This window comes from Herbidospora sp. RD11066, from assembly GCF_054661255.1.
Window position 1 is genome coordinate 483,667 of record NZ_BAAGDO010000005.1, and the last position, 22,625, is coordinate 506,291.

Here is a 22,625-nt window from a genome sequence, read left to right on the forward strand (position 1 = left end):
GAGTCATGATCCGGTCAGTCAGCCTTGGAATCGCGGCCGTGTCCGCCGTCTGCTTCGGATTCTCCGGGCCGATGGCGAAATATCTGAACGCGGCGGGTCTCGCGCCTCTGGAGTCGGTGTGGGTGCGGATGGCGGGCGCCGGGCTGCTGCTCCTGGCCGCGCTCGCGCTGCTGCGGCCCGCCGCGCTGCGCATCCCCCGCTCGCAGTGGCTCTTCTTCGGGGTGTACGCCCTGGTCGCCGTCGCCGGGGTGCAGGCGCTGTACTTCCTGGCCATCCAGCGGCTGCCCGTCGGCGTGACGCTGCTGATCGAGTACACCTCGCCGGTCCTGGTGGTGCTGTGGGTGCGGTTCGTCCGCCGGATCAGGCTGCCGCGCGCGGCCTACATCGGCGCGGTGATCGCGGTGGCCGGGCTGGCGGTCGTGGTCGAGGTCTGGGACGGGCTGCGGCTCGACGCCATCGGCCTGGTGCTGGCGCTGGCGGCGGCGGCGTGCTGCGCCGGATATTTCCTGATGAGCGACAACCTGAACGTCGACCCGCTCGGCCTGGTGGCCTGGGGGATGCTCGGGGCGGCGGTCGTGCTGGTGCCGTTCGCGCAGCCGTGGTCGATCGACTGGACGGTCTTCGGCGACATGGCGACCGTGGCGGGCAACACGCTCCCCGTCGCGGGGGCGGCCGGGTGGCTGATCCTGGTGGCGACGGTGGTGGCGTACATCGCGGGAGTGACCGCGGTGCGGCGGTTGTCGGCGGCGGTGGGGGCGACGGTGGCCTCGCTGGAGGTCATCACCGGCGCGCTGATCGCGTGGGTGCTGCTGGGTGAGGCGCTGGGCGCCTTCCAGATCATCGGTGGTGCGGTCGTGCTGCTCGGGGCGCTGCTGGCCCAGACGGCCACGGCGCGGCGGGCCCCGGAGGAGGCGCCCGCCGTGCGCGAGCCGGTGCTCAACCCGTCGGCCTGAGCCTGACCACCGCCGACCTCTTGGCCCAGCGGGCCGGGAGGCCGGCCGCGTCGGTGGCGTTCAGCCGTTCTTTGGCGAGGGCGGCCACGATGTCGGGGCTCTCCCTCTGGTCGACGACCTCGACCGCCGCGGGGAAGCGGACGAGCTGGGCGCCGTTGTCCTTGCTGCGGAGAACGACCTCGATCTCGTGTTGGGCGGTGAGGCCGGGGAGCTGCTGCTCCCCGCCCCCGACCACGAGGTAGATGGCGTCGTCATGCCAGACGTGCCAGGCCAGGCGGGTGCCTTGGGGCAGCACCACCCAGAGCACGCTCGACCGCTTCGCGGCGTCTTCGATCAACGCGGGGCTCATGACGGCCAGTTTCACACAGGTCAAACTTCCTGTCAGGAGGCGATTTTCCACGCCGCGGGAAGGAGTCCGGCGGCCAGCAGGACCTTGATCCCGTCGCCGATCAGGAACGGCACGACGCCCTTCTCGATCGCGGTCGCCAGGCTCATGTCGGCGGCCACGGCCAGCCACGGCACGCCGACGAGGTAGATCAGGACGGTGCCGACGAGCATCGTGACGACGGCTCTGCCGACCGTTCGGTCCCCGCCCCGCCCGGCCAGCGCGCCCACGACGGCGGCGGCCAGGAAGAAGCCGACGACGTAGCCGAGCGTGGCGTCACCGGCGGCGGTGAACCACGGCACGCCCGCCAGGCCCGCGAGCAGGTAGAGGGCCATGCCGGCGGCGGCCCGCCACAGGCCGAGCGTGGCGCCCGACAGCAGCACGGCGAAGGTCTGGAGGGTCACCGGCACGGGGCTGCCGGGCACCGGGAACGCCACCTGGGCGGCGGCGCCGGTGAGCGCGGCGGCGGCGATGACGAGGACGACGTCACGAACGATCGTGCCGGGGATGAGGTCGGAGAGGACCGCGGGGCGGTTCGCGGCGACGGCTCGGGACATCTTGTGGCTCCTATGGGAGGAAGCGGAATTACCTCCCTATTAGTCGCATAGATCACCCGTAACTTCCTTATGAGACCGGATACAACGTCTCCCGCCCGGCTTTGTAGGGTTGGGCCCATGCGCGCGCGACGTACGTGTCTGGCGGTACCCGGGAGCAACCCGCGTTTTCTGGAGAAGGCCCAGGGGCTGCCCGCCGACGAGGTGTTCCTCGACCTGGAAGACTCGGTGGCCCCGCTGGCCAAAGAGGGGGCCCGGGGGAACATCGTCGCGGCTCTTCGCGATGGGGAATGGGGTGCCAAGACGGTCGTCGTGCGGGTCAACGACCTTTCGACGGCGTGGACGTATCGCGACGTCATCGAGGTGGTCGAGGGGGCCGGTGACCGGCTGCACTGCCTGATGCTGCCCAAGGTCGAAGACGCCTCCCACGTGCGGTGGCTCGATCTGCTGCTGACCCAGGTCGAGAAGGCCGCGGGGCTGCCGGTCGGGGCCATCGGCATTGAGGCGCAGATCGAGAGCGCCCGGGGGCTGGTGAACGTCGACGAGATCGCCGGGGCCTCACCGCGTGTCGAGACGCTGGTGTTCGGGCCGGCCGACTTCATGGCGTCGATCGGGATGCGCACGCTCGTGGTGGGGGAGCAGCCGCCCGGCTACGCCGAGGGCGACGCCTACCACTACATCCTGATGCGCATCCTCATGGCGGCCAGGGCCCACGGGCTCCAGGCCATCGACGGGCCGTACCTGCAGATCAAGGACGTCGAGGGCTTCCGCCGGGTCGCGGCGCGCGCGGCGGCGCTGGGCTTCGACGGGAAGTGGGTGCTGCACCCGGGGCAGGTCGACGCCGGGAACGAGGTGTTCTCCCCGGCGCAGGACGACTACGACCACGCCGAGCTCATCCTCGACGCGTACGACTACTACACGACGGTCGAGCGGCGCGGCGCGGTCATGCTCGGCGACGAGATGATCGACGAGGCGTCCAGGAAGATGGCCCTGGTGATCTCGGCCAAGGGCCGGGCCGCAGGGCTCGCCCGGACGAAACGGTTCGAGCGGCCCTGAGGACGGCGCTTCCTAGAACTGGATGCCGATGGTCGTGAAGAACCAGAACGACGAGGTCAGCCAGAGGCCGATGAGCAGGGTGAAGAGGAGGCCGCCGAGGATCGGCAGGCTCCAGCCGGGCAGGCCGCGCTTGGGCAGCGAGAGCATCTTGGTGACGAACACGCCGTAGAAGATGCAGCCGAAGATCGAGTGGAACATGACGCGCGGGTCGTCGTAGCGCGCGCCCACGGAGTAGAGGCAGTGGAAGGCGACCGGGACGGTGGCCAGGAAGGCAAGGCGCCCCGACCATCGGTGCACCGGGCCGGGCCACGAACCCTGCACGGGGATCTTGCCCCAGATGGCGAACGCCGTGAACACCTGGACGATCGCCAGCACGGCGGCGACCGTGGTCAGCCAGACCTTCATCGCCAGCGGGCCGGAGAACCCGGCGATGCCGACGGCGAAACCTGTCGGGGGGTGAAGTTCTCCGTACACCCCGAGGGCGGCGGCGACGAGGCCACCGGCGAGGACGGGGATGACGAGGGCGGCGACGGCGCCGCGGCTCTGTGGAGCGACTTGGGTGTGGGACATCTCAGGCTCTCAAGCTCTCAAGAAGGTCAGGCTGGGGCGGACGTTCGTCAGGAGAGGAACTTGTCGATGAAGGTGTCGGGGTCTTCGGGGGTGAGCGGAATGCCGTACCAGGTCTGGGGGCCGCCGTCGAAGGCCGGGGCGGCCTCACCGGCGCCTTCACCGATCATGAGACGGCCGACCGACTGGCCGTTGGGGAGCTTGATCCAGCCGCCGACGACGCGGGCGCCGCGCACCTGGGCGGTGGCCCGGTAGAGGCCCGAGGGCTTCTTCACGGTGTTGGCCGAGAAGCGCCACGACTTGTCCTTGAACTCGATCCGGCCCTGCGCCTTGCCGCCGCGCAGCGCCGCGGTGACCAGGGTGTCCTTGCCTTCGAGGGTGACGGTGTTGTCTTCGGCGGTGCCCTTGAGCCAGGCCTCGATCTGGCCGTCGCAGAAGTAGCCGACCACCTTGCCGTTGCGGATCGAGATGGCGATCAGGCCGCCGTTCTGGTCGACGACACCGGCGTAGTCGATCTTCTTCGGGGTGGTGTCCTGGTCTTCGGGGGCGGCCACCTCTTCGGGTTCCTGAGTGGCGTCGGGGGTGGCTTCGTCGGTGGCGGCGGGGGGCTCCTCGACGCCGGGCTGCGGGGCGGCCGCGGGGATGGCGGCGGTCGTCTCGATGGCGGGGGAGGCCGTCGCGCTGGCCACCGTCAGTCCGGCGGTCATCACCGCCCCGACGGCCAATGTGTATATGGGTCCTAGCCGGCTCATGTTCCGTATCTCCTGGGATTGTTTCCTGCCCCAGAGTGAAACGCGGCGGGCCGCGTTTGTCTGTGGACTAATGCGCACTCGTCTGGGCTAAGAATGGGGGCGTGATCCAGCAGCCATCGCTCTCGTCGTGGATCGTCCCGCCGCCTCCGGGTTCGCGGTACGACCGGCTCGCGCACACTTCCGTGCACCGGTGGTGGCGGCCCCTGCTCGGCACCCTGCTGATCGTGGCCGTCTACGTCGCGTTGTCGGCGGTGCTGGGTCTGGTCGGGATGATGGTGGCCGTGGTCGCGGGCCTGCAGACGGCGCCTTCGGCCGGCCGGGTGCTGTTCGCCGATCCCGTGCTCGACCTCGGCTTCCAGCTCGTGGCGATCGCGATCCTGATCCCCATCGTGATGGGGGCGGCCTGGCTGACGCAGCGGCGCCCGCCCGGAACCCTGTCGTCGGTCGCGGGACGGCTGCGCTGGCGGTGGCTCTTCCGATGCGTTCCATTGGCGGTCCTCGCGGTGGTGCTGGGGGAGGCCGCCCAGAGCCTGACCTTCGTGGCTACGGGGGAATCTCCTGGTTACGGCTGGGCGGGCTGGTCGAATCTGCTCGTGCCGTTGCTGGTGATCCTTCTCCTCGTGCCCATACAAGCGGCTGCAGAGGAGTACGCGTTCCGGGGCTGGGTGGTTCAGGCCTTCGGTGCATATTTGCGTAATCCGTGGTGGGGGATCATCATCTCGTCGGCCGTGTTCGCAGCCTTCCACGGCTACACCGACTGGGGAATCGCCTATACGTTCGGGTTCGGCGTCCTCATGGGGTGGGTGTCGGTCCGCACCGGCGGCCTTGAGGCGGCCATCGCTCTCCACGCGGTGAACAACGTGGGGGCGTTCGGGATCGCGGCGGTGGCCGGGGGGCTCGGCGCGGCGCTGGAGCAGGGTTCCCTGCCCTGGCAGACCCTTGTGGGAACGATCGTGCAATTTGGCGTTTTTGGGGTTGGTGTCGTGGTTTTGACTCGTAAGTCGGGAATTTCAGCGGAGGTCGGATAAATCTCACTAGAGAGGAGGTGATCGTGGGTTGGGGGAGGGGTATCAGAGGGATTGCGTCCCTCCCAGACACTTGTGGAACGGTCGATAGGAGGAGGTAAGTGGCCGTGCCCCCCGAAGACGAGGAGCAGCCGGAAGTCCCGCCGAAGCTCCATCACTCGCCACCGGGCCCTGCCACGACCCCCGAGGAGAGTCCCCGCCCGCGCACCTCACCCCGCACCTCGCCCTGGGCTCTGCCCCCCTTCGCCGCTCCGACCGCAGAAGATCCTCCGGTACGAGGCCGGCGACCCTACGACGGCGCGTCCGGCCCCGACGGGCCCGAGCCCGACGCCGGCAACCTCGACGCCACCCTGCCCAGGCGGGCGATCGGGTCGTTACCGTTCGAGGCCCTGGGCGAGCGCCGCCACGCCCCGATCGGCCCGAGGCCGGGAGAGCCGGACGACCAGGTCGTCTGGCCCCTGGCGAGCTCCCCGTTACCCGTGCCCCCGGAGACCACGTCAGACGACGCCGAGTGGTCCGATCCGCTGGGTGCCCGGGGTGGTTCGTGGGCCACGGGTGCGGCCGCGGGTGCCGAGCGGTCGCGGGACGACGACGAGATCGACCCGGCCGACCCCCTGGGTGACCGCGGCGGTTCGCGGGGAGCCGATACCGGCCGGTTGAGCGGGCTGGCGGGGCTCGGCGGGGTCGGGGTCGCGCGCGAGGGCGGGTTGCCGCCCGGGGTCGAGCCGGTCTACCCGCTCGACCCGGCGATCCGGGGCGACGAGGCGACGCCCGAGGGGATCTACCCGCCCGATCCGGGGCTCCGGCAGGGGCGGCCGTCCGACTTTCCGCCTCGGCACCATCGGCCCTACTCCACGCCGCAGCCGCCCGGTGACGACGAGCGGGAGACGCGGCGATCCCATCCCGACGACCGGCTGGTCGCCTCCGGACCGGCGCGTGACCACGGGATCAGGGTGCGGCCCGCCATACCGGCCGAGCCCGAGTTCGTCTCGGAGCCCGAGTTCGGGCCGGGGCGGCGGGAGGGTGACGTCCAGGCGAGGCCCGTGGTGCGGAAGGCGCCGCCCGAGCGGATCGGGAAGCCGCCCGGCGGCCGGCCGCTGCGGCCCGACGTGCTGGCCACGCTGGGGCCGCCGCGCGGCGGCAGGCACGGGCGGCGCGGGGTGCGCACCCAGCGGCGGCGGCCGAAGATCGGGTTACCGCTGCTGGTGATCGTGGCCGTCATCACGGCGGCGGCGTTCGGGCTGTTCGTGGTGCGATGGGCGACCGCCCCCGCCACCTCCGGCATCCGGCTCGCCGTCGGCGACGGGCAGTCGGGCGACTCGGCCTTCCAGGCGCCCGGCCGGCCCGGCAACGGATCACGGCAGGTGCTGACCTCGGTCGCGTCGTCGGGATCGACGATCGTGGCGGTCGGCACCGACACCACCAGCGCCATCGCCCGCCCCCTGTTCGTCGTCTCGGCCAACGACGGCAAGGACTGGACGCTCGGCGAGGTCAACGGACCTCCCGGATACGAGGCCGCGCCCGGTTCACCCGGACGGGTGGTCGGCAGCGGCGGCAAGTGGCTGGCGGTCAGCACCGACCCCGCAGGGCCCGAGGGCCGGGGCATGTGGACCTCCGCCGACGGCCGGTCGTGGGCCGCGGTCGACCCGGCCCGGCTCGGGATGTTCCTGGAGTCCGACCGGGTGACCGACCTGGCCCGCACCGCCACCGGCTTCGTCGCCGTCGGCAGCACCATGCAGGCCGACGGCACCGCGGGCGCGGTCGCCTGGACCTCCGCCGACGGCCAGGCGTGGGCCCGTGTGGAGACGCCCAGGATCGGCACCCCCGACATGATCCGTACGGTCAAGGCGGTCGTGGCCAAGGGCGACAAGGTCGTGGCCCTGGCCGAACCCGGCTCCGGTACGGCCACCGTGATCCTGCGGTCGGACGACGGCGGCAAGACCTGGCTGCGCACCGCCACGGCCCTGCCCGACATCAGGCCGGAGACGGGCGCCCTGGCGGCCTCGGCCGACGGCTTCGTGCTGGTGCCGACCGGCCAGCGGTTCCCCGGTCCGGGCGTGCAGGTGCACTGCTCGCCCGAAGGCCAGAACTGGACGGCCTGCGGCACCATCGGCCCGCTCAGCCCCGCCGGAAGCGGCGTGCGCGGCCTGGCCGCCTCGGGCGCCGGCCTGGCCGCAGTGGTGGAGTCGGCCTGGGAGGAGTACGCCCTCTTCACCAGCGACGACGGCCGCGACTGGCGTAAGCGGGCCGACCTCGGCGCCATCCCCGGCACGCTGCGCGGGCTGACCATCACCGACAGCGGACGCCTGGTCGCCGGTGGCGACAAACGCGGCGCCGGTGACGTCGAGAACCTCCCCGTGCTGATGACGGCAGAGAAGGGCAAGGCCGCCCGGGCGGTGCCGCTGGAGAGCGTGCCGGGGCTCAACCGGCTGGCGCGCAACACCTCCGGGGTGCTGGCGGCCGGGGGCGCGTTCGTCGCGGTCGGCTCGGCCAACGGCGACGCCGGCATCTGGACCAGCGGCAACAACGGCGCCAACTGGCGGGCGATCAACTCCCAGTGGCTCGGCGGGTCGGGGCGGCAGGCGCTCTCCGACGTCGCCTACGGCCCCAAGGGCTGGCTCGCCGTGGGCAGCACGATGGCCGACCTCCTGGTGACCAAGCCGCTGCTCGTGGTGTCCTCCGACGGCAAGGGCTGGCGGCAGGGGCCCGAGATGTCGGTCCCCGAGGGCCACTTCTCGCTGGCGCCGCAGACGGTCGCGGCCGGGGCGAAGGGCTACGTGCTGGCCGGTGAAGACCAGACCGGCACCGGCATCGGCCCCGCTCTGTGGTTCACCGACGACCTGAAGAAGTTCTCGCGCGTCGGCGAACTGCCCGCCGGGGCGGCCGAGGTGCGCATCCACGACGTGGCCGCCACCGACGACGGCTTCGTGGCCATCGGCGGGTCCGGACGGGCCGAGCGGGAGAACGGGGTCGTCTGGGTCTCCGGCGACGGCCTCAAGTGGGAGGCCAAGAACCGGGTCCTGCCCGACGACGCCCAGTCGGCCGGTCTGCGGCACCTCGTGGCCCGCGACGGCAAGCTGATCGCGACCGGGACCGCGCTGACCGACGACGGGACCCGCCCGTTCTCGGCCGTGAGCGGCGACGGCGGCGACAGCTGGGAGTTCGCCTGGCTGCCCGCCGAGGCGCCGGCCGTGGTGCTCGACCTGACGGCGAGCGAGCTCGGCATCGTCGCGGTGGGCGCCCACGGAACCGGCAGCGAGGTCGACAGCTCGGTGTGGGCGTCCGACGACGGGCTGGTCTGGGTCCGCCACGGGCTGGTCGAAGACGGGCTCGGCGGGCCGGGCGCCCAGTGGCTGGAGGCGGTGACGATCTCGGGTCAGCGGGTGATCGCGGTGGGCCGCTCGACGACGAGCTCGACCGACAACATCACCATCTGGCGCAGCACGCTGTCGTCGGGGGACGCGTAGGTGTCAGGGAAGGCCGTTCAGGAAGTCGAGGAGGCCTTTCGTCAGCGGGAGGCGTACAAGATCATCAGTAGTGGCCCACAGGGCCGCGGCGGCATCGTCTCCCGGGACGAGCTCGCCTCCGGTCACGTGGGAGTGGTAGTCGAAGATCTCGTAGAGGCCGATCACCACCGTGCCGGCCAGGGCGCCGACCTCGATCTCCAGGCCGGTCTCCTCGCGGATCTCGCGGCGGAGGGCGGCGTCGTCGGTCTCGCCCTCCTCGACGCGGCCGCCGGGCAGGGACCACAGGCCCTCCGACGGCGGATGGCCACGCTGGATGAGCAGGAGGCGACCTTCGGTGTCGTGGATGATGGCCCCAACACATCGCATAACGCCAAGATTACGGCTAAAAGCCCCGGGAGACCTTGACGGGTCCCGGTCGGCGGAGCACGGTGAGTAACTGTGACAGCCGTGCCCACCTGCCCTCGGTGCTTCGGCAAGCTGACCGAACCCGGTGCCGTGCCCACCGCCTGGTGGTGCGTCGTCCACGGCGAGGTGCCGCCGCACCGCTCTCATCAGCCGGGTCCGGCGGGGGTCGAACTCATCAGGGGCTCGACCGTGCCCGTCTGGCTGCCGTGGCCGCTTCCCGCCGGGTGGCTCGTCACCGGGTTCGCCGAGGCGGGTGACCGGGCGAGCGTCGTCGCGGTCTCCGGGCCCTCGCTCAGCTCGGGGCCCGCCGATCTGCTGATCGTCTGCGAGGAGCCGGGAGTGGGGCTGGGGTCGGCCTACGCCGGTCTCCCGGGGCCCGACCCCGGTGACATCGTCGCCCGGACGCCCATCACCAAGATCGACGCCAACGGCCATTCGATCCCCCTGTGGGTGGTGCGGGCGGACGTACCGGCGGATCGGGCGGTGTACGTCGGCGAGGCGGCCGGCCGCTGGTTGTGGGCCATCGCGTGGCCTGCGGAGGCCGGGAATCTGATCACGCTGATGCAACTCGCCCTGGCGGATCTTCGCGATCTCGAATGGGACGTGCCCTTCGGGGCGTTCTCTCCCCGTCTGACGGGGGAAGGCGCGGCGGAGACGGGCTAGGGTGTTGTCCGTGACAGCGCGTATCGAGCGAGTGGTGACCTCGGGGGTCGTCGAGATCGACGACGTCGAGCACAAGGTTGAGAACAACACCTGGATCGTGGGTGACGACGACGAGGTCATCGTCATCGACCCCGCGCGCGACGCGGAGAAGATCCTGGAGAAGGTGGGCGAGCGGCAGGTCCTCGCCGTCATCTGCACCCACGGTCTGCCCGACCACGTCGGCGGTGCCATCGAGGTGGCCGCCCGCGACGAGGCCGTGATCGCCCTGAGCCCCAAGGACAAGCGCCTGTGGCGCCAGACCTGGGAAGACACCTGGCCCGACATCGAGATGGAAGACGAGGGCCTGTTCGCCGTCGCCGACACCGAGCTCGAGGTCATGACCACCCCGGGTGTGACCACCGGCGGCGTGTCGCTGCTGGCCGAGTCGCTGGGCGTGGTGTTCACCGGCAAGACCCTGCTGGCCGACGGCCCGGGCAAGCTCGGTGGCGACTACCCGGCCCTGGCCGACCAGCTCACCTCGATCGGCGAGCGGCTCTTCACCCTCCCCGCCGAGACCCGGGTGCTGCCCGCCCACGGCGAGGAGTCCACGATCGGCGACCTCGAGCCCCTGTTCGACCGGTGGCTCTCCGGTTCGCTGACCGCCGACCCCGAAGACCAGCCGCAGGAAGGCCCGCTGACCGACGGCACCCGCGCGTCGGGCATCCGCCTCAACGTCGACGACGACTGAGCGCGGTGGAGCAGCTCCCCCTGGAAGGCATGCCGCGACGGCTCTTTTCCTGCACGCCGTCGCGGCTCAACTCCTGGCTCGACTGCCGCCGCCGCTACCGGTTCACCTACCTCGACCGCCCCGCGCCCCAGAAGGGGCCGCCCTGGGGCCACAACAGCGTCGGAGCGTCCGTCCACAACGCCCTGGCGGCGTGGTGGCGCGAGCCCTACCAGCGGCGCACGCCGTTGTCGGCCGCGATCCTGGTCTCCAACGGATGGATCACCGAGGGCTTCCGCGACGCCGAACAGTCGCTGAAGTGGCGTGACCGGGCCCGCGAGATGGTCTCCGGCTACGTCGCCACCCTCGACCCCTCCGACGAGCCCGTGGGCGTCGAACGCACCGTCGCGACCCGCACGTCCGTCATGGCGGTGTCGGGGCGCATCGACCGGCTCGACCGGCGCGGCGACGAACTCGTCGTGGTCGACTACAAGACCGGCCGCCGCCCGCTGACCAGCGACGACGCGCGCGGCTCCCTGGCTTTGGCGATCTACGCCGTGGCGGCGAGCCGGGTGCTGCGGCGCCCCTGCCACAAGGTCGAGCTCCACCATTTACCGACCGGCGAGGTCGTCGAGTGGGAGCACACCGACGAGTCACTGGGCCGCCACCTGTCGAGGGCCGACCAGATCGCGGCCGAGGCCCAGGAGGCCGACGAGGCCTACCGCGCGGGTGAGGCGAAAGACGAGACCTTCGCGCCGTCTCCGGGCGTCCTGTGCTCCTGGTGCGACTTCCGCCGCCACTGCCCCGAAGGCCAGGCGGCCGCCCCCGACAAAGACCCGTGGGACGGCCTGGCGGCCATCTAACGCGCCAGCATCGTGCTCTCGGCGGTGTTCCAGAAGCGGGTCAGCGCCGCCGCCGTCGTCTCCGGGGCTTCGACCGCCGGTGAGTGGACGGCCCCGGGAACCACCACGCACTCGCAGTCGAGCCGGTCGGCCATCTCCGACTGGAGGTGCGGCGGCCAGCCGTCGTCGTGTTCGCCGTAGAGGACCAACGTCGACAGGCCCGTCTCGGCCAGTTCGTCGACGCGGTCGGCGGCGTCGAGGACCGCCCGGCCCATGCACTCCAGGCCGACCAGCGAGTTGGCGAACAGGCGGCGGCGCAGGAACGCCACGATCTCCTCGGGAACCCCGGCGCGCACGGCGTCGGGCTCCATCTTCTCCGACCACATCGCCTCAAGGCCGAGCTCCGGCATCTTCGCCAGCATGCGGCGGCCGGACACCTCGCGCGGGCCCACCATGCCGGCCGGGCCGGTGCTCATGAGCGTGTAGGACGCCAGCTTGGCCGTGCCGTCGAGCACGGTCTCACGGGTGACCAGGCCACCGAACGAGTGGCCGAGCAGGTGGACGGGCTCGCCGCCCCCCACCACGTTGACCAGGGCGTCGACGTCACGGCCCAGAGCGGCGCACGTGTAGGCGGCGGGGTCGTCGGGACCCGGAGTCTCGTACTGCCCCCGCAGGTCGACGGCGATGACGCGCCGCCCGGCCTGGGCCAGGGTCTGCAGGACCGAGAGGAAGTCTTCCTTGCTCCCCGTGTAGCCGGGCACCAGCACCGCCGGCCACCTGTCGGGCAGGCCGCTGCCGGGCAGCGCCTCCAGAACGGCGAACACCCCTTCAGGGGTTTCGATCCGCTTGGGGCTCACCCCGGGCGGCAGATCCAGGAATCTCGGCGTACTCACGTGAAGCCACGATACTGAAACCCGCAGGGCGCCGCAGATGAGCGGAGCCCTGCGGTATCGGCGCTAGTTGCGGCGCGGGCGCGGGCGGTTGCCGCCGGAGCCGGTGTGCGGGCCGCCACGACGCTGGGCCTTGCGCTCGGTCGCGGCCGAGGGCGCGGGCACGTCGTCGTCGGTGGCCAGGTCGGGCGAGCGGAAGATGATCGCGAACGGGCTGGCCGGGATGATCTTCTCGGGTTCGGCTGTTCGGGTGGTCTCCATGGGAGAGATCTCCACCTCCTCCTCAGCTGTGTGGATCTCATCGTGGATCGGGTCGAGGATGTCTCCCTCGAACGGCACGATGGGCTCCTCAATGACGGCCTGGACGGGTTCGGGCAGTGCGTCGGACAGTGAGTCGGACACTGCTGCGTCGAACGTCGTCTCGGCGACCTCGGTGGGTTCGTCGGACGTGCGGCCCGCGCGGGTGCGGCGGCGGTTGCGGGCGGGGCGCTCCTTGCGCTCCTCCCTCTCCCTGTCGCGGTCCCGGTCGGGGCCCCTGTCCCGGTCTTTGTCGCGGTCTTTGTCGCGACGGCTGCGCGTGCGGCCGGTCTCGCCGAGGTCTTCGATCTCCTCGGCGTCGAGGCCGACCCGCGAGCGGTTGGCGCGCGGCAGCACGCCCTTGGTGCCCGCGGGGATGTGCAGTTCCTCGAACACGTGGGGCGAGCTGGAGTAGGACTCGGCCGGCTCGGGGTTCCCGAGGCCCAGGGCGTTGTTGATGACCTTCCAGCGGGTCATCTCGGTCCATTCGACGAACGTCACCGCGACGCCGGTGCGACCGGCCCGGCCGGTGCGGCCGATGCGGTGGACGTAGGTCTTCTCGTCCTGCGGCAGGTCGTAGTTGACGACGTGGGTGACGTCGTCGATGTCGATGCCGCGGGCGGCCACGTCGGTGGCGACCAGGACGTCGATCTTGCCGTTGCGGAAGGCCCGCAACGCCTGCTCGCGCTGGCCCTGACCGAGGTCGCCGTGGACGGCCGCGGCGGCGAAGCCGCGATCCTTGAGCTGCTCGTGGACCATGTCGCAGGCCCGCTTGGTCTCGCAGAAGACCATCGTGAGGCCGCGGCCCTCGGCCTGGAGCAGGCGGGCCACGATCTCGATCTTGTCCATCCGGTGGGTGCGGTAGACGAACTGCGTGGTGTTCGAGGGGGCTTCGTTCTCCGCCTCGGTGGTCTCGGCGCGTACATGGATCGGGCGGGTCAGGTAGCGCCGCGAGAGCGCCACGATCTCGCCCGGCATGGTCGCCGAGAACAGCATGGTCTGCCGCTCCTGCGGAACCAGCTTGATGATGCGTTCGATGTCGGGCAGGAAGCCCAGATCGAGCATGCGGTCGGCCTCGTCGAGCACCATCATGGTGATCTGGCTGAGGTCGAGGTGCTTCTGCTTGATCAGGTCGAGCATCCGGCCGGGGGTGCCGACGATGACGTCGACCCCACTCTTGAGCGCCTCGACCTGGGGCTCGTAGGCGCGCCCGCCGTAGACGGTCAGGATGCGGGAGCCGAGCTTCCCGGCGGCGAGGACGAGGTCCTCGGTCACCTGGAGGGCCAGCTCACGGGTGGGGACGATGACGAGCCCCCGGGGCTTCTTGCGGTTCTTGCGTGGCTTCCCGACGGACTGGAGCATCGCAACGCCGAAGGCGTAGGTCTTTCCGGTTCCGGTGCGGGCCTGGCCGATGACATCTTGGCCGGACAGCGCGAGGGGGAGAGCCATCTCCTGAATAGGGAAGGGTGAGACGATGCCCTCGGTCTCCAGGGCATCGGCGATCTCTGGGATGACACCCAGGTCTCGGAACGTCGTAATCGTCGCCTGCCTCAGTCGTGTGGCGAAGGCGGCTTCGTGACCAAACGGGCTCGCGTGCCGGGTCCTTACGAAAGGCGCCTTCGACGTCGTACGCGACCGCTCGCAGCCAAGCTCTCTGGGGGTTACCGGGGGATCAATACCCCGGATCAACACAGTGCGGTCGCACTTCTCACAGAGCAGTCTACTCGATACCACAGCTGCTAACCGATTTGCGGCGTGTTTCACATGTTTCTTCATGAGACACGGCCTCTACGCTGCTGCCTATGACCATTACCCGCCCCGGTGTCGTCGACCTTCTCGGTGTGCTCGCCTACGCCGAGCTCACCGCGTTCCTCCGGATGGCGCAGGACGCCTCCCTGCTGGCCCCCTCGCTGACCGACAGGGCCGCGCTGGGCGATGTGGCGGCCACCGAATACGGCCATTTCCGTCTGGTCCGCGACCGGATCGGCGAGCTGGGCACCGACCCGGAAGTGGCGATGGCCCCCTTCGTCGACGCCCTCGACGCCTGGCACGAGCAGACCCAGCCGGGCGACTGGTACGAGGCGCTGGTCAAGGCCTACGTCGGCACCGGCCTGGCGGGCGACTTCTACCGGGTGGCCGCGCGGCGGGTCGACGAGGAGACCCAGAAACTCGTCGACCAGGCGCTGGTCGACGAGGCCCGCTCCGAGCTGGTCGTCGAGCGGGTCAGGAAGGCCATGGAGGAGGACCCGCGCCTGGGCGGCCGGCTGGCCCTGTGGGCGCGGCGGCTGGTCGGCGAGGCGCTGAGCCAGGCCCATCGGGTGGCGACGGCCCGGCCGGAACTGGCCGAGCTGCTGGTCGACGGCGACGACCTGGCCGCCATCGGGCGGATGTTCGCCCAGCTCACAGAGGAGCACGGCAAGCGCATGTCGGCGCTGGGGCTGACTCCCGGAGGCTGAATCGGGCACCCCAGAGTGATGATCGAGAGGCGTGAAGGCGCCAAGGGGTTGTACCGTGCGAGTTATGAGGGCCTCGCGCCGCTACGGCAGTTCCTTGACAAGATGTGGACCGAATCGATGGGCCTCCCGCGCAGTGATGCGCAGGGCGAGCTCAGGATGCCCGACCATCAGCAGACGCAGGGACGACGCACATGTCCCACGCAGACGTCCGCCCGGGTGCACGCTCGGTCCGCAGTAAAGAGAAGCCAGTGGGCGCCGCCTTTCACAGCGGCGCCCGAAGGCCTTTCAGAGGGTGCCACCGAAGCCGACGGAGCGGCTCGCTCCCTCGCCGATCTCGATGAAGCCGAGCGCCGCGACGGGCACGATCACCCGGTTCCCCTTGACGTCGCTGATCGAGAAGACGCCACGGTCGGCGGCCAGCGCGTTGCGGACTTCCTCTTCGATCTCCTCGACGGTGAGGTCGGTCTCGACGACGAGTTCACGGTGCACCGACTGCACGCCGATCTTGATTTCCATCTGGGCCCCTTTCGAGAGGTCTCCATCGTGACCCCGGAAATCGGCCCGGCAGAGCCTGATCGCGACCGGCGTAACCGGCAGGTGATCACGTCGTGCGGGGGAAACCGCCGATGCCGCGCCAGGCGAGACGGGCGATGAGCCCGGCCGCGGCGTCCTTGGGGATCGCGCCGCCGCTGGTCAGCCAGTAGCGGGCGCTCACCTCGGCCATGCCGACGAGCCCGACGCCGAGCAGGTGGGCGTCTTCGCTGGAGCAGCCGGTGTCCTCCTGGATCACCTCGGCGATCGCGTCGGCGCTCTGGCGCAGCGATCGTTCCATGCGCTCGCGCACGGCCGCGACGTTGCGCAGGTCGCTCTCGAAGACCAGACGGAAGGCCTCGCCCTGGCTGGAGACGAAGTCGAAGAAGGCGCCGATGGCGGCCTGCACCCGCTGCTTGTTGTCGCTCGTGGAGGCCAGGGCCTCGTTGCAGCGCGCCACCATGTCGTCGACGTGGACGTCGAGCAGCGCGAGATAGAGCTCGAGCTTGCCCGGGAAGTGCTGGTAGAGCACCGGCTTGCTGACTCCGGCCCGCTCGGCGATCTCGTCCATCGCGGCCGCGTGGTAGCCGTTCTCGACGAAGACCTCCTGCGCGGCGCTCAGCAACTGGCGGCGGCGGGCGAGCCGGGGCAGCCGGGTGCCCCGGGGTTTGGCATCCGGGGTTGCGGTCACAGCCACTCCTTGCGCGCGGGTTTCGGCGGCCCCCATCCTACGGCTGGGTCACCAGGTCAGCGATAGTCGTCCTCGTCGTCGTCATATGTCCGTTTCTGGTCGGCGGCATCCGCCGGGTCGGCCTCCAGCGGCAGATCCTCCGGCCAGGCGTCTTCTTCGGGTTCCTCGGCGACGGCCCGGTTCTGCTCGGCGACGTCGGCCTCAGGGGCCTCGCTCGCTTCGTTCTCGGACATCGGCGTCCCTCCTCCGGCCCACACTACGGGAACAGGTCCCCGTGTGCCCCGACCCGCGCCAGTACCTCTGACGTGGTGAATCGCAGCCGGCCGGGGTCGTCGCAGGCGGCCACCTCGGTCCAGGTCAGGGGAGTCGAGACGGTCGGCTCCGCGTTGGCCCGCACCGAGTAGACGGCGACGGTGGTCTTGGCCGGATTGTTCTGGCTCCAGTCGATGAACACCTTCCCGGGGCGCTCCCTTCTAGCCATCACGGCGGTGACGAAATCGTGTTTCCGGGCGAGCCGTTCGGCGATCTCCTTCGCGAACGCCGACGTGCTCTCGGAGGAGGTCCACGGCACGTGGAGTTGCATGCCCTTGTTGCCGCTGGTCTTCGCGAAGCACTCCAGTCCCTCCCCGGCGAGCGCCTCGCGCAGCAGCAGGGCCACCTCGCAGCACTCGACGATCGTGGCCGGGGCGCCGGGATCGAGGTCGAAGACGAGCAGGTCGGGCGGCAGCGGGTCGCCGCCGGGCGAGACCCGCCACATGGGCACGTGGAGTTCCAGCGCCGCCAGGTTGGCGTAGTAGATCAGCGTCGGCAGGTCGTCGACGATCGCGAAGTCGATGGTCTCGCGGTCCTTCGTGCTGCCGGGGACGGGCAGGCGTACCCGGCGGATCCACGAAGGGGTGTGGCGCGGCGCGTTCTTCTCGAAGAAGAAGGCGCCGCCGACGCCGTTGGGGTAGCGCTTCACGGTCAGCGGGCGGCCCTTGAGATGGGGGAGCAGGTAGGGCGCGACCCGGGTGTAGTAGTCGATCACCTCGGCCTTGGTGAAGCCGGCCTCGGGGAACAGGACCTTGTCGAGGTTGCTCAGCACCAGGTCACGGCCTTCGACCCGCACGGGGACCTTCGTCACAGCCGTACCTCCGCCGGGATCTTGTCCGGGCGCAGGCCGCGCCAGGCGGGCGCGCGCAGGCGGCCCTCGGTGGTCTGGTTGGCGTAGGTGACCTCGCCGACGAGCTCCGGGCGCACCCAGCGCGCGTCTCTGGCGATCTCCCTGGGCAGTTCCCTCGTGTACGCGCTGCGCGGGACCTCCAGCGGCACGAGCAGGGCCAGCAGTTCGTCCAGGGCGGCGTCGCTGAACCCCGTACCGACATGACCGAGGAAGACGAACCCGCCAGGGCCGAAGGCGCCCATGAGCAGCGACCCGACGCCGCCGGAGCGCCGGCCCTTGCCCGGACGCCACCCGCCGATCACGACCTCCCGCTCGACCAGGTTCTTCACCTTGATCCACCAGGGCGAGCGGGTGCCGGGCCGGTAGCGCGAGTCGACGTGCTTGGCCACCACGCCTTCGAGCCCCTGCTCGCGGGTCGCGGCCAGCACGTCGGGATGGCACGGGAAGGTGGGCGCCACCGTGATCCCCAGCGAGATCCCCAGCGATTCGAGCAACTCGCGCCGCTCGTGGTAGGGCCGGTCGAGCAGCGCGGCGCCGTCCAGGGCGAGAAGATCGAAGGGCATGTACGTCACCGGCACCACCCCCAGCAGCCCGTGGGCGCCCGGGTCGCCGACGTTCATGCGGCGCTGGATCAGCTCGAACGACGGCTTCCCCTCGTGGTCGAACGCGACGACCTCGCCGTCGAGCACGACGTCGCGCGGCACCTTCAGCACGGCCTCGGGATAGCGCCGGGTCACCTCGACGCCCTTGCGGCCGAACAGCCGCGGCTCGCCCTCCAGGTGGGCGACGACCCGGATGCCGTCCCACTTGACTTCGAGCATGTACCGGGAGCCGTCCGACGGCAGTGCGCCGGGGACGGCGAGCATGGGTTCGACCGGATATGGCAGTGCCACAGAGGGTATGTCCCCCTTAGGTAAGTCCCTTGAATCCCGGCTTGGCGTGATTCGAACACAGAGACGAGAATGTGGCTATGCGCAGCATCTGGAAGGGCGCCATCTCGTTCGGGCTGGTGACGATCCCGGTCAAGCTCTACTCGGCGACCGAGCAGAAGGACGTCTCCTTCCACCAGGTGCACCGTGAAGACGGCGGGCGCATCCGCTACAAGCGCGTGTGCACGATCGACGGCGAAGAGGTCGCCTACGCCGACATCGCCAAGGGCTACGAACTGCCCACCGGCGACATGGTCGTGCTGACCGACGACGACTTCGCCGACCTGCCGCTGTCGAGCTCGCGCCGCATCGACGTGCTCCAGTTCACCCCCGTGGAGCAGATCGACCCCATCTACTTCGCCAAGTCCTACTTCCTGGAGCCCGACGCCCAGGGCGCGAAACCCTACGTGCTGCTGCGCGACGCGCTCGAGAAGTCGGGCCAGGTCGCGATCGTGAAGGTCGCGCTGCGCCAGCGCGAGTCCCTGGCCACGCTCCGGGTCCGCGACGGGATCTTCGTCCTGGAGACGATGCTGTGGCCCGACGAGGTGCGTACCGCCGACTTCGCCTTCCTCGACGAGGACATCGACCTGCGCCCGCAGGAGCTCAAGATGGCCGAGTCGCTGATCGAGACGATGGTGGGCGACTTCGACCCGGGCGAGTACAAGGACGCCTACCGCGAGGCGCTCCAGGAGGTCATCGACGCCAAGGTGGCCGGCCGCGAGGTCGTCCAGGTCGAGGGGCAGCCCGAGGCGGGCCCCGCCGTCGACCTCATGGCCGCCCTGCGGGCCAGCGTCGACGCCGCCAAGCGCGAACGCGAGGGCGCCCAGAAGAAGAAGGCGGAGCCCAAGAAGAAGACCCGTAAGACGGCTTAGTATCCGTCGCTGTAGAGGTCGAGGCGGAACTTGTTGCCCCTCTTCAGGTACATCGACGGGGTGTAGCCCACCCGGCCGTTGCCCACCCCCACGACCCGGCGCCACTTGCCGTCGCCGTAGATCTCGCAGCCTCCGCTGATGAAGTCGCCGAGGTTGTAGAGGTCGTCAACGATCTTGCTCTTGAGGTTCGGGAGCTGGTGCACGGGGGCGGCGGCGTTGAACATGTCCTTCGCGCCCCGGATGAGCTGGTAGGAACAGACCGACGCGTCCGCGGGCGCCGCGGCGGCGGTCACGAGGGTGCCGGAGGCGAGGGCGGCCGCAACGGCGATACCGGTCAGACGGGTTATCATCATCACTCCTAGTAATCATCGTGATGCACTGGGTGATAACCCTGTGTGACCAAACGAAACGTGCCGCGATGACCTTGGGTCATCGCGGCACGATCGTTACAGAGATCTCAGAAGACCACTCAGGTCATTCTGTGATCAGGTCGAACTAGTTGCGGTGCCAGCGCCACTGACGCTGGAGGTGCCAGCCCTCGGTGAAGCCGGTACGCGGGCTCCAGCGGTGACGCTTGAAGTGCGACTTGACCTTGTGGAAGTGGTGGCCACCGCCGTGGCCCCAGCCGCCCTCGCCGCCCCAGTCGCCGCCTTCGCCGCCCCAGTCGCCGCCGCCCCAGCCGTGGTGGCCGTGGCGAACCGGGTGGCACTTACCGATGGTGTAGCCGCCGGCGTGCAGGTAACCGACGATGCGGCTGCGGTGCGACGGGTGGTGGTGGACCTTGACGTAGTGACGGAAGCGGCCCGCCGGGAAGACGCCGTGGTGGAGCTTGGGGTCCGCGTGGTGGCTGCCGTGCCGCACCTTGAAGACGCAGGTGTGGTTGTGGTGGTGGTGACGGTGGCCGTGGTGGCCGCGCACGTCGTCGCCGGCCCACTCGTAGCCGCCGTAGCCGCCTCCGTAGCCCCACCCGTCACTGGCGGCGGCGGGAGCCGCGAGGGCGATGACGGCGCCGCCACCGACGAGGGCGGCGGTAGCCAGGGTGCTGGCGAGCTTCTTGAGCTGCATCAATTACTCCTTGTGATTGGCTGGTGCCTGATCGTGTTATGTCCTCACTCTGCGTGACAAAACGGGCAGTATCGCGCTTTTACGGTCACTTAGCGTAGTCATGGAGTACGATGGGGTGGATTGTCCGTAAACGGCGGGAGGACGAGACGTGACAAACCCGATTTCTGCGGGGTTTTCGGGCCCTGTACCTGACTGGCCCAGCCATCGAGCCGATCTCGGAGATCTGCGGCTCAACTACCGGCCCACGCCCTCGGGGCCGTCCGAGAAGGCCGTGATGATCCACGGGCTCGCCGGGTCGAGCACCAACTGGACCGACCTGTCCGACCTGCTGAAAGACGAGGTCCGCACCTACGCGCCCGATCTACCGGGAGCGGGGTGGTCGCCCGAACCCTCAGATCGCGACTACTCGGTCTCCGCGCACGCGCGCTCGATGATCCGCTTCATCGAGTGGGTCGGCGGCCCGGTGCACCTGTTCGGCAACTCGCTGGGCGGGGCCGTGTCCGTGCGCGTGGCCGCCTCGCGGCCCGACCTGGTGAAGTCGCTGACCCTCGTCTCCCCGGCGATGCCCGACCTGCTGCCCCGCGTGGGCCCGGCCCGGGTGGCGCTGTCGGCGGTGCCGGGCCTGGCCGAGTTCGTGGTCGGGCGGATGTCGGCGGCCGTGCCGCCCGAGAAGCGCATCCAGGCGACCATGGCGATGTGTTACGGCGAGTCCGACTGCGTCCACCCCGACCGGCTGGCCGCCGCCGTCGAGGAGCTGCGCCGCCGCGACGACCTCCCCTACTCGGCGTCGGCCATGATCGGCTCGGCCCGGGGCATCGTGCGCGAGTACTTCCGGCCCGACCTCTGGCGTGAGGCGGCCCGGGTCGAGGCCCCCACCCTGGTCATCCACGGGCGCCGCGACCGCATCGTCGACGCGCGCATGGCCCGGCGCGCCTCGCGCGCCTTCCGCAACGTCCGCATCGTGACGCTGCCCTGGGCGGGGCACGTGGCCCAGATGGAGTCGCCCGCGATCGTCGCCCGCGAGGCGCGGACGCTGATTCGGGAATGCGCGGAGGCGCCGGTTAGGTTGTGATGTGGAGCGTGCCCCTCCGGGGGCACGAGCCAGACCCCTTTTGCCCTGAAACGGGAGTGGAACTGTGTCGTTGCCACCGCTGGTCGAGCCGGCCCCCGAGCTCACCGTCGACGAGGTGCGCCGCTACTCGCGCCACCTGATCATCCCCGACGTGGGGATGACCGGCCAGAAGCGGCTGAAGAACGCCAAGGTCCTGTGTGTGGGCGCCGGCGGCCTCGGTTCCCCGGCCCTGATGTACCTTGCCGCCGCCGGTGTGGGCACGCTCGGCGTGATCGACTTCGACGTCGTCGACGAGTCGAACCTGCAGCGTCAGATCATCCACGGCCAGAGCGACGTCGGCCGGCTGAAGGCCGAGTCGGCCGCCGCGACGGTGCGGGAGATCAACCCCCTCGTCAACGTGGTGATCCACAACGTGGCCCTCACCACCGACAACGTGATGGACATCTTCTCGGGCTACGACCTCATCGTCGACGGCACCGACAACTTCGCCACCCGCTACATGGTCAACGACGCGGCGGTGCTGCTCGGCAAGCCCTACGTGTGGGGCTCGATCTACCGCTTCGACGGCCAGGCCAGCGTCTTCTGGGCCGAGCACGGCCCCTGCTACCGCTGCCTCTACCCGGAGCCCCCGCCCCCCGGCATGGTTCCGTCGTGCGCCGAGGGTGGCGTGCTCGGTGTGCTCTGCGCCTCGATCGGCTCGATCCAGGTCAACGAGGCCATCAAGCTGCTGACCGGCATCGGCGACCCGCTCGTGGGCCGTCTGATGATCTACGACGCCCTCGAGATGAAATACCGCGACGTCAAGGTCCGCAAGGACCCCGAGTGCGTGCTGTGCGGCAAGAACCCCACGGTCACCGCGCTGCTCGAAGACTACGAGGCGTTCTGCGGCGCCGTCTCCGACGAGGCCCAGCAGGCCGCCCAGGGGTCGACGATCACCGCCGTCGAGCTCAAGAAGTGGCAGGACGACGGCGAGAACATCTTCGTCGTCGACGTGCGCGAGCCCAACGAGTACGACATCGTCAGCATCCCCGGCGCCACGCTGATCCCGAAGGGCGAGTTCCTCAACGGGTCGGCCCTGGAGCGCATGCCCCAGGACAAGAAGATCGTTCTTCACTGCAAGTCGGGCGCGCGCTCGGCCGAGGTGCTCGCGGTGCTGAAGAACGCCGGGTTCGCCGACGCCGTCCACGTCGGTGGCGGTGTTCTGAGCTGGGTCAAGACGGTAGACCCGTCTCAGCCGACTTACTGATACGCGCCCTTGGCGCCGGTGTGCGCCGGTTAAAGTCGGTCC

25 protein-coding genes are annotated in these 22,625 nt (G+C 70.3%); 11 read left to right on the forward strand and 14 right to left on the reverse strand.

The genetic code is table 11. From position 1 onward, the window contains the following. The first annotated feature begins 5 nt into the window (after positions 1-5). Positions 6-953, forward strand: coding sequence for an EamA family transporter (locus ACYQ78_RS22520; RefSeq protein ID WP_459802849.1), 948 nt, complete (start codon positions 6-8; stop codon positions 951-953). Here ACYQ78_RS22520 and ACYQ78_RS22525 read toward each other — a convergent pair. Together ACYQ78_RS22525 and ACYQ78_RS22530 are read right to left on the reverse strand one after the other, a co-directional pair. Then, entirely contained in the window at positions 937-1,302 is a 366-nt protein-coding gene (locus ACYQ78_RS22525) for a hypothetical protein (protein WP_459802850.1), read from the reverse strand. The genes ACYQ78_RS22520 and ACYQ78_RS22525 overlap by 17 nt on opposite strands. A 32-nt stretch (positions 1,303-1,334) precedes the next feature. Beyond that, positions 1,335-1,895 carry a biotin transporter BioY gene (locus ACYQ78_RS22530; protein WP_459802851.1) on the reverse strand — a complete coding sequence of 187 codons (561 nt, stop codon included), beginning with the start codon at positions 1,893-1,895 and terminating at the stop codon, positions 1,335-1,337. A 117-nt stretch (positions 1,896-2,012) separates the two neighbouring features. On the opposite strand from ACYQ78_RS22530, the gene ACYQ78_RS22535 reads away from it, so the two are divergent. Beyond that, on the forward strand, positions 2,013-2,948 hold the full coding sequence (locus tag ACYQ78_RS22535; protein WP_459802852.1) for an HpcH/HpaI aldolase/citrate lyase family protein: 936 nt from the start codon (positions 2,013-2,015) through the stop codon (positions 2,946-2,948). A 12-nt stretch (positions 2,949-2,960) separates the two neighbouring features. On the opposite strand, the gene ACYQ78_RS22540 is transcribed toward ACYQ78_RS22535, so the two are convergent. Beyond that, positions 2,961-3,518 carry a DUF6529 family protein gene (locus tag ACYQ78_RS22540; RefSeq protein WP_459802853.1) on the reverse strand — a complete coding sequence of 186 codons (558 nt, stop codon included), beginning with the start codon at positions 3,516-3,518 and terminating at the stop codon, positions 2,961-2,963. Positions 3,519-3,565: 47 nt separating this feature from the next. Next, positions 3,566-4,222 carry a hypothetical protein gene (locus ACYQ78_RS22545; protein ID WP_459802854.1) on the reverse strand — a complete coding sequence of 219 codons (657 nt, stop codon included), beginning with the start codon at positions 4,220-4,222 and terminating at the stop codon, positions 3,566-3,568. Positions 4,223-4,368: 146 nt separating this feature from the next. On the opposite strand from ACYQ78_RS22545, the gene ACYQ78_RS22550 reads away from it, so the two are divergent. Together ACYQ78_RS22550 and ACYQ78_RS22555 are read left to right on the forward strand one after the other, a co-directional pair. After that, entirely contained in the window at positions 4,369-5,295 is a 927-nt protein-coding gene (locus tag ACYQ78_RS22550) for a CPBP family intramembrane glutamic endopeptidase (RefSeq protein WP_459802855.1), read from the forward strand. A gap of 98 nt (positions 5,296-5,393) precedes the next feature. After that, positions 5,394-8,759, forward strand: a complete 3,366-nt coding sequence (locus tag ACYQ78_RS22555) for a beta propeller repeat protein (RefSeq protein WP_459802856.1) — start codon at positions 5,394-5,396, stop codon at positions 8,757-8,759. Positions 8,760-8,762: 3 nt separating this feature from the next. Here the strand turns inward: ACYQ78_RS22555 and ACYQ78_RS22560 are convergent, their stop codons facing one another. Further along, the gene (locus tag ACYQ78_RS22560; RefSeq protein WP_459802857.1) at positions 8,763-9,125 is read right to left on the reverse strand and encodes an NUDIX hydrolase; all 363 of its coding nucleotides are present in this window, start codon (positions 9,123-9,125) and stop codon (positions 8,763-8,765) included. Between the two features lie 72 nt (positions 9,126-9,197). Here ACYQ78_RS22560 and ACYQ78_RS22565 point away from each other — a divergent pair, with 72 nt between their 5' ends. The 3 genes from ACYQ78_RS22565 to ACYQ78_RS22575 are packed head-to-tail and all read left to right on the forward strand — an operon-like array spanning position 9,198 to position 11,393. Further along, on the forward strand, positions 9,198-9,827 hold the full coding sequence (locus ACYQ78_RS22565) for a DUF6758 family protein (RefSeq protein ID WP_459802858.1): 630 nt from the start codon (positions 9,198-9,200) through the stop codon (positions 9,825-9,827). A 10-nt stretch (positions 9,828-9,837) separates the two neighbouring features. Beyond that, positions 9,838-10,554 carry an MBL fold metallo-hydrolase gene (locus ACYQ78_RS22570; RefSeq protein ID WP_459802859.1) on the forward strand — a complete coding sequence of 239 codons (717 nt, stop codon included), beginning with the start codon at positions 9,838-9,840 and terminating at the stop codon, positions 10,552-10,554. Positions 10,555-10,583: 29 nt separating this feature from the next. Next, a complete protein-coding gene (locus ACYQ78_RS22575; protein WP_459802860.1) occupies positions 10,584-11,393 on the forward strand; it encodes a RecB family exonuclease in 810 nt (269 codons plus the stop codon). Here the strand turns inward: ACYQ78_RS22575 and ACYQ78_RS22580 are convergent. After that, positions 11,390-12,265, reverse strand: coding sequence for an alpha/beta fold hydrolase (locus ACYQ78_RS22580; RefSeq protein WP_459802861.1), 876 nt, complete (start codon positions 12,263-12,265; stop codon positions 11,390-11,392). The two genes, ACYQ78_RS22575 and ACYQ78_RS22580, sit on opposite strands and share 4 nt — an antisense overlap. 63 nt (positions 12,266-12,328) lie before the next feature. Beyond that, positions 12,329-14,008 (reverse strand): DEAD/DEAH box helicase, encoded by a 1,680-nt coding sequence (locus tag ACYQ78_RS22585; protein WP_459802862.1) that lies wholly within the window; start codon positions 14,006-14,008, stop codon positions 12,329-12,331. A 353-nt stretch (positions 14,009-14,361) separates the two neighbouring features. Between ACYQ78_RS22585 and ACYQ78_RS22590 the strand changes: the two genes are divergently transcribed. Beyond that, positions 14,362-15,015: a ferritin-like fold-containing protein gene (locus ACYQ78_RS22590; RefSeq protein WP_459802863.1), complete on the forward strand. Its 654-nt coding sequence runs from the start codon at positions 14,362-14,364 to the stop codon at positions 15,013-15,015. A 285-nt stretch (positions 15,016-15,300) separates the two neighbouring features. Here the strand turns inward: ACYQ78_RS22590 and ACYQ78_RS22595 are convergent, their stop codons facing one another. The 5 genes from ACYQ78_RS22595 to ligD (ACYQ78_RS22615) form a co-directional block, all read right to left on the reverse strand. Further along, entirely contained in the window at positions 15,301-15,531 is a 231-nt protein-coding gene (locus tag ACYQ78_RS22595; RefSeq protein WP_459802864.1) for a DUF3107 domain-containing protein, read from the reverse strand. A gap of 85 nt (positions 15,532-15,616) precedes the next feature. After that, the gene (locus ACYQ78_RS22600; RefSeq protein ID WP_082801973.1) at positions 15,617-16,237 is read right to left on the reverse strand and encodes a TetR/AcrR family transcriptional regulator; all 621 of its coding nucleotides are present in this window, start codon (positions 16,235-16,237) and stop codon (positions 15,617-15,619) included. Between the two features lie 56 nt (positions 16,238-16,293). After that, entirely contained in the window at positions 16,294-16,470 is a 177-nt protein-coding gene (locus ACYQ78_RS22605) for a hypothetical protein (protein WP_459802865.1), read from the reverse strand. A gap of 23 nt (positions 16,471-16,493) precedes the next feature. Continuing rightward, positions 16,494-17,360 (reverse strand): non-homologous end-joining DNA ligase, encoded by an 867-nt coding sequence (gene ligD / locus ACYQ78_RS22610; protein ID WP_459802866.1) that lies wholly within the window; start codon positions 17,358-17,360, stop codon positions 16,494-16,496. Beyond that, the gene (gene ligD, locus ACYQ78_RS22615) at positions 17,357-18,292 is read right to left on the reverse strand and encodes a non-homologous end-joining DNA ligase (protein WP_459802867.1); all 936 of its coding nucleotides are present in this window, start codon (positions 18,290-18,292) and stop codon (positions 17,357-17,359) included. The genes ligD (ACYQ78_RS22610) and ligD (ACYQ78_RS22615) overlap by 4 nt, the downstream gene beginning before the upstream one ends. A gap of 77 nt (positions 18,293-18,369) precedes the next feature. On the opposite strand from ligD (ACYQ78_RS22615), the gene ku reads away from it, so the two are divergent. Then, positions 18,370-19,200, forward strand: coding sequence for a non-homologous end joining protein Ku (gene ku / locus ACYQ78_RS22620; protein WP_459802868.1), 831 nt, complete (start codon positions 18,370-18,372; stop codon positions 19,198-19,200). Here ku and ACYQ78_RS22625 read toward each other — a convergent pair. Continuing rightward, entirely contained in the window at positions 19,197-19,553 is a 357-nt protein-coding gene (locus ACYQ78_RS22625) for a hypothetical protein (protein WP_459802869.1), read from the reverse strand. The genes ku and ACYQ78_RS22625 overlap by 4 nt on opposite strands. A 142-nt stretch (positions 19,554-19,695) precedes the next feature. After that, positions 19,696-20,265: a hypothetical protein gene (locus ACYQ78_RS22630; RefSeq protein ID WP_459802870.1), complete on the reverse strand. Its 570-nt coding sequence runs from the start codon at positions 20,263-20,265 to the stop codon at positions 19,696-19,698. A gap of 274 nt (positions 20,266-20,539) precedes the next feature. Here ACYQ78_RS22630 and ACYQ78_RS22635 point away from each other — a divergent pair, with 274 nt between their 5' ends. After that, positions 20,540-21,337 (forward strand): alpha/beta fold hydrolase, encoded by a 798-nt coding sequence (locus tag ACYQ78_RS22635; RefSeq protein WP_459802871.1) that lies wholly within the window; start codon positions 20,540-20,542, stop codon positions 21,335-21,337. A gap of 64 nt (positions 21,338-21,401) precedes the next feature. Next, the gene (gene moeZ / locus ACYQ78_RS22640; protein ID WP_459802872.1) at positions 21,402-22,583 is read left to right on the forward strand and encodes an adenylyltransferase/sulfurtransferase MoeZ; all 1,182 of its coding nucleotides are present in this window, start codon (positions 21,402-21,404) and stop codon (positions 22,581-22,583) included. Positions 22,584-22,625: the final 42 nt, after the last annotated feature.

What these genes read in the sequence shown, in the direction of transcription:
- ACYQ78_RS22540 (WP_459802853.1), bottom strand. Translation starts at nt 3,518, where the DNA reads ATGTCCCACACCCAAGTCGCTCCACAGAGCCGCGGCGCCGTCGCCGCC.
- ACYQ78_RS22625 (WP_459802869.1), bottom strand. Translation starts at nt 19,553, where the DNA reads ATGATGATAACCCGTCTGACCGGTATCGCCGTTGCGGCCGCCCTCGCC.
- ACYQ78_RS22535 (WP_459802852.1), top strand. Translation starts at nt 2,013, where the DNA reads ATGCGCGCGCGACGTACGTGTCTGGCGGTACCCGGGAGCAACCCGCGT.
- ACYQ78_RS22605 (WP_459802865.1), bottom strand. Translation starts at nt 16,470, where the DNA reads ATGTCCGAGAACGAAGCGAGCGAGGCCCCTGAGGCCGACGTCGCCGAG.
- ACYQ78_RS22635 (WP_459802871.1), top strand. Translation starts at nt 20,540, where the DNA reads ATGATCCACGGGCTCGCCGGGTCGAGCACCAACTGGACCGACCTGTCC.
- ACYQ78_RS22630 (WP_459802870.1), bottom strand. Translation starts at nt 20,265, where the DNA reads ATGCAGCTCAAGAAGCTCGCCAGCACCCTGGCTACCGCCGCCCTCGTC.
- ACYQ78_RS22545 (WP_459802854.1), bottom strand. Translation starts at nt 4,222, where the DNA reads ATGACCGCCGGACTGACGGTGGCCAGCGCGACGGCCTCCCCCGCCATC.
- ACYQ78_RS22590 (WP_459802863.1), top strand. Translation starts at nt 14,362, where the DNA reads ATGACCATTACCCGCCCCGGTGTCGTCGACCTTCTCGGTGTGCTCGCC.
- ACYQ78_RS22520 (WP_459802849.1), top strand. Translation starts at nt 6, where the DNA reads ATGATCCGGTCAGTCAGCCTTGGAATCGCGGCCGTGTCCGCCGTCTGC.
- ACYQ78_RS22575 (WP_459802860.1), top strand. Translation starts at nt 10,584, where the DNA reads ATGCCGCGACGGCTCTTTTCCTGCACGCCGTCGCGGCTCAACTCCTGG.
- ACYQ78_RS22530 (WP_459802851.1), bottom strand. Translation starts at nt 1,895, where the DNA reads ATGTCCCGAGCCGTCGCCGCGAACCGCCCCGCGGTCCTCTCCGACCTC.
- ACYQ78_RS22595 (WP_459802864.1), bottom strand. Translation starts at nt 15,531, where the DNA reads ATGGAAATCAAGATCGGCGTGCAGTCGGTGCACCGTGAACTCGTCGTC.
- ACYQ78_RS22525 (WP_459802850.1), bottom strand. Translation starts at nt 1,302, where the DNA reads ATGAGCCCCGCGTTGATCGAAGACGCCGCGAAGCGGTCGAGCGTGCTC.
- ACYQ78_RS22560 (WP_459802857.1), bottom strand. Translation starts at nt 9,125, where the DNA reads ATGCGATGTGTTGGGGCCATCATCCACGACACCGAAGGTCGCCTCCTG.
- ACYQ78_RS22585 (WP_459802862.1), bottom strand. Translation starts at nt 14,008, where the DNA reads ATGGCTCTCCCCCTCGCGCTGTCCGGCCAAGATGTCATCGGCCAGGCC.
- ku (WP_459802868.1), top strand. Translation starts at nt 18,370, where the DNA reads ATGCGCAGCATCTGGAAGGGCGCCATCTCGTTCGGGCTGGTGACGATC.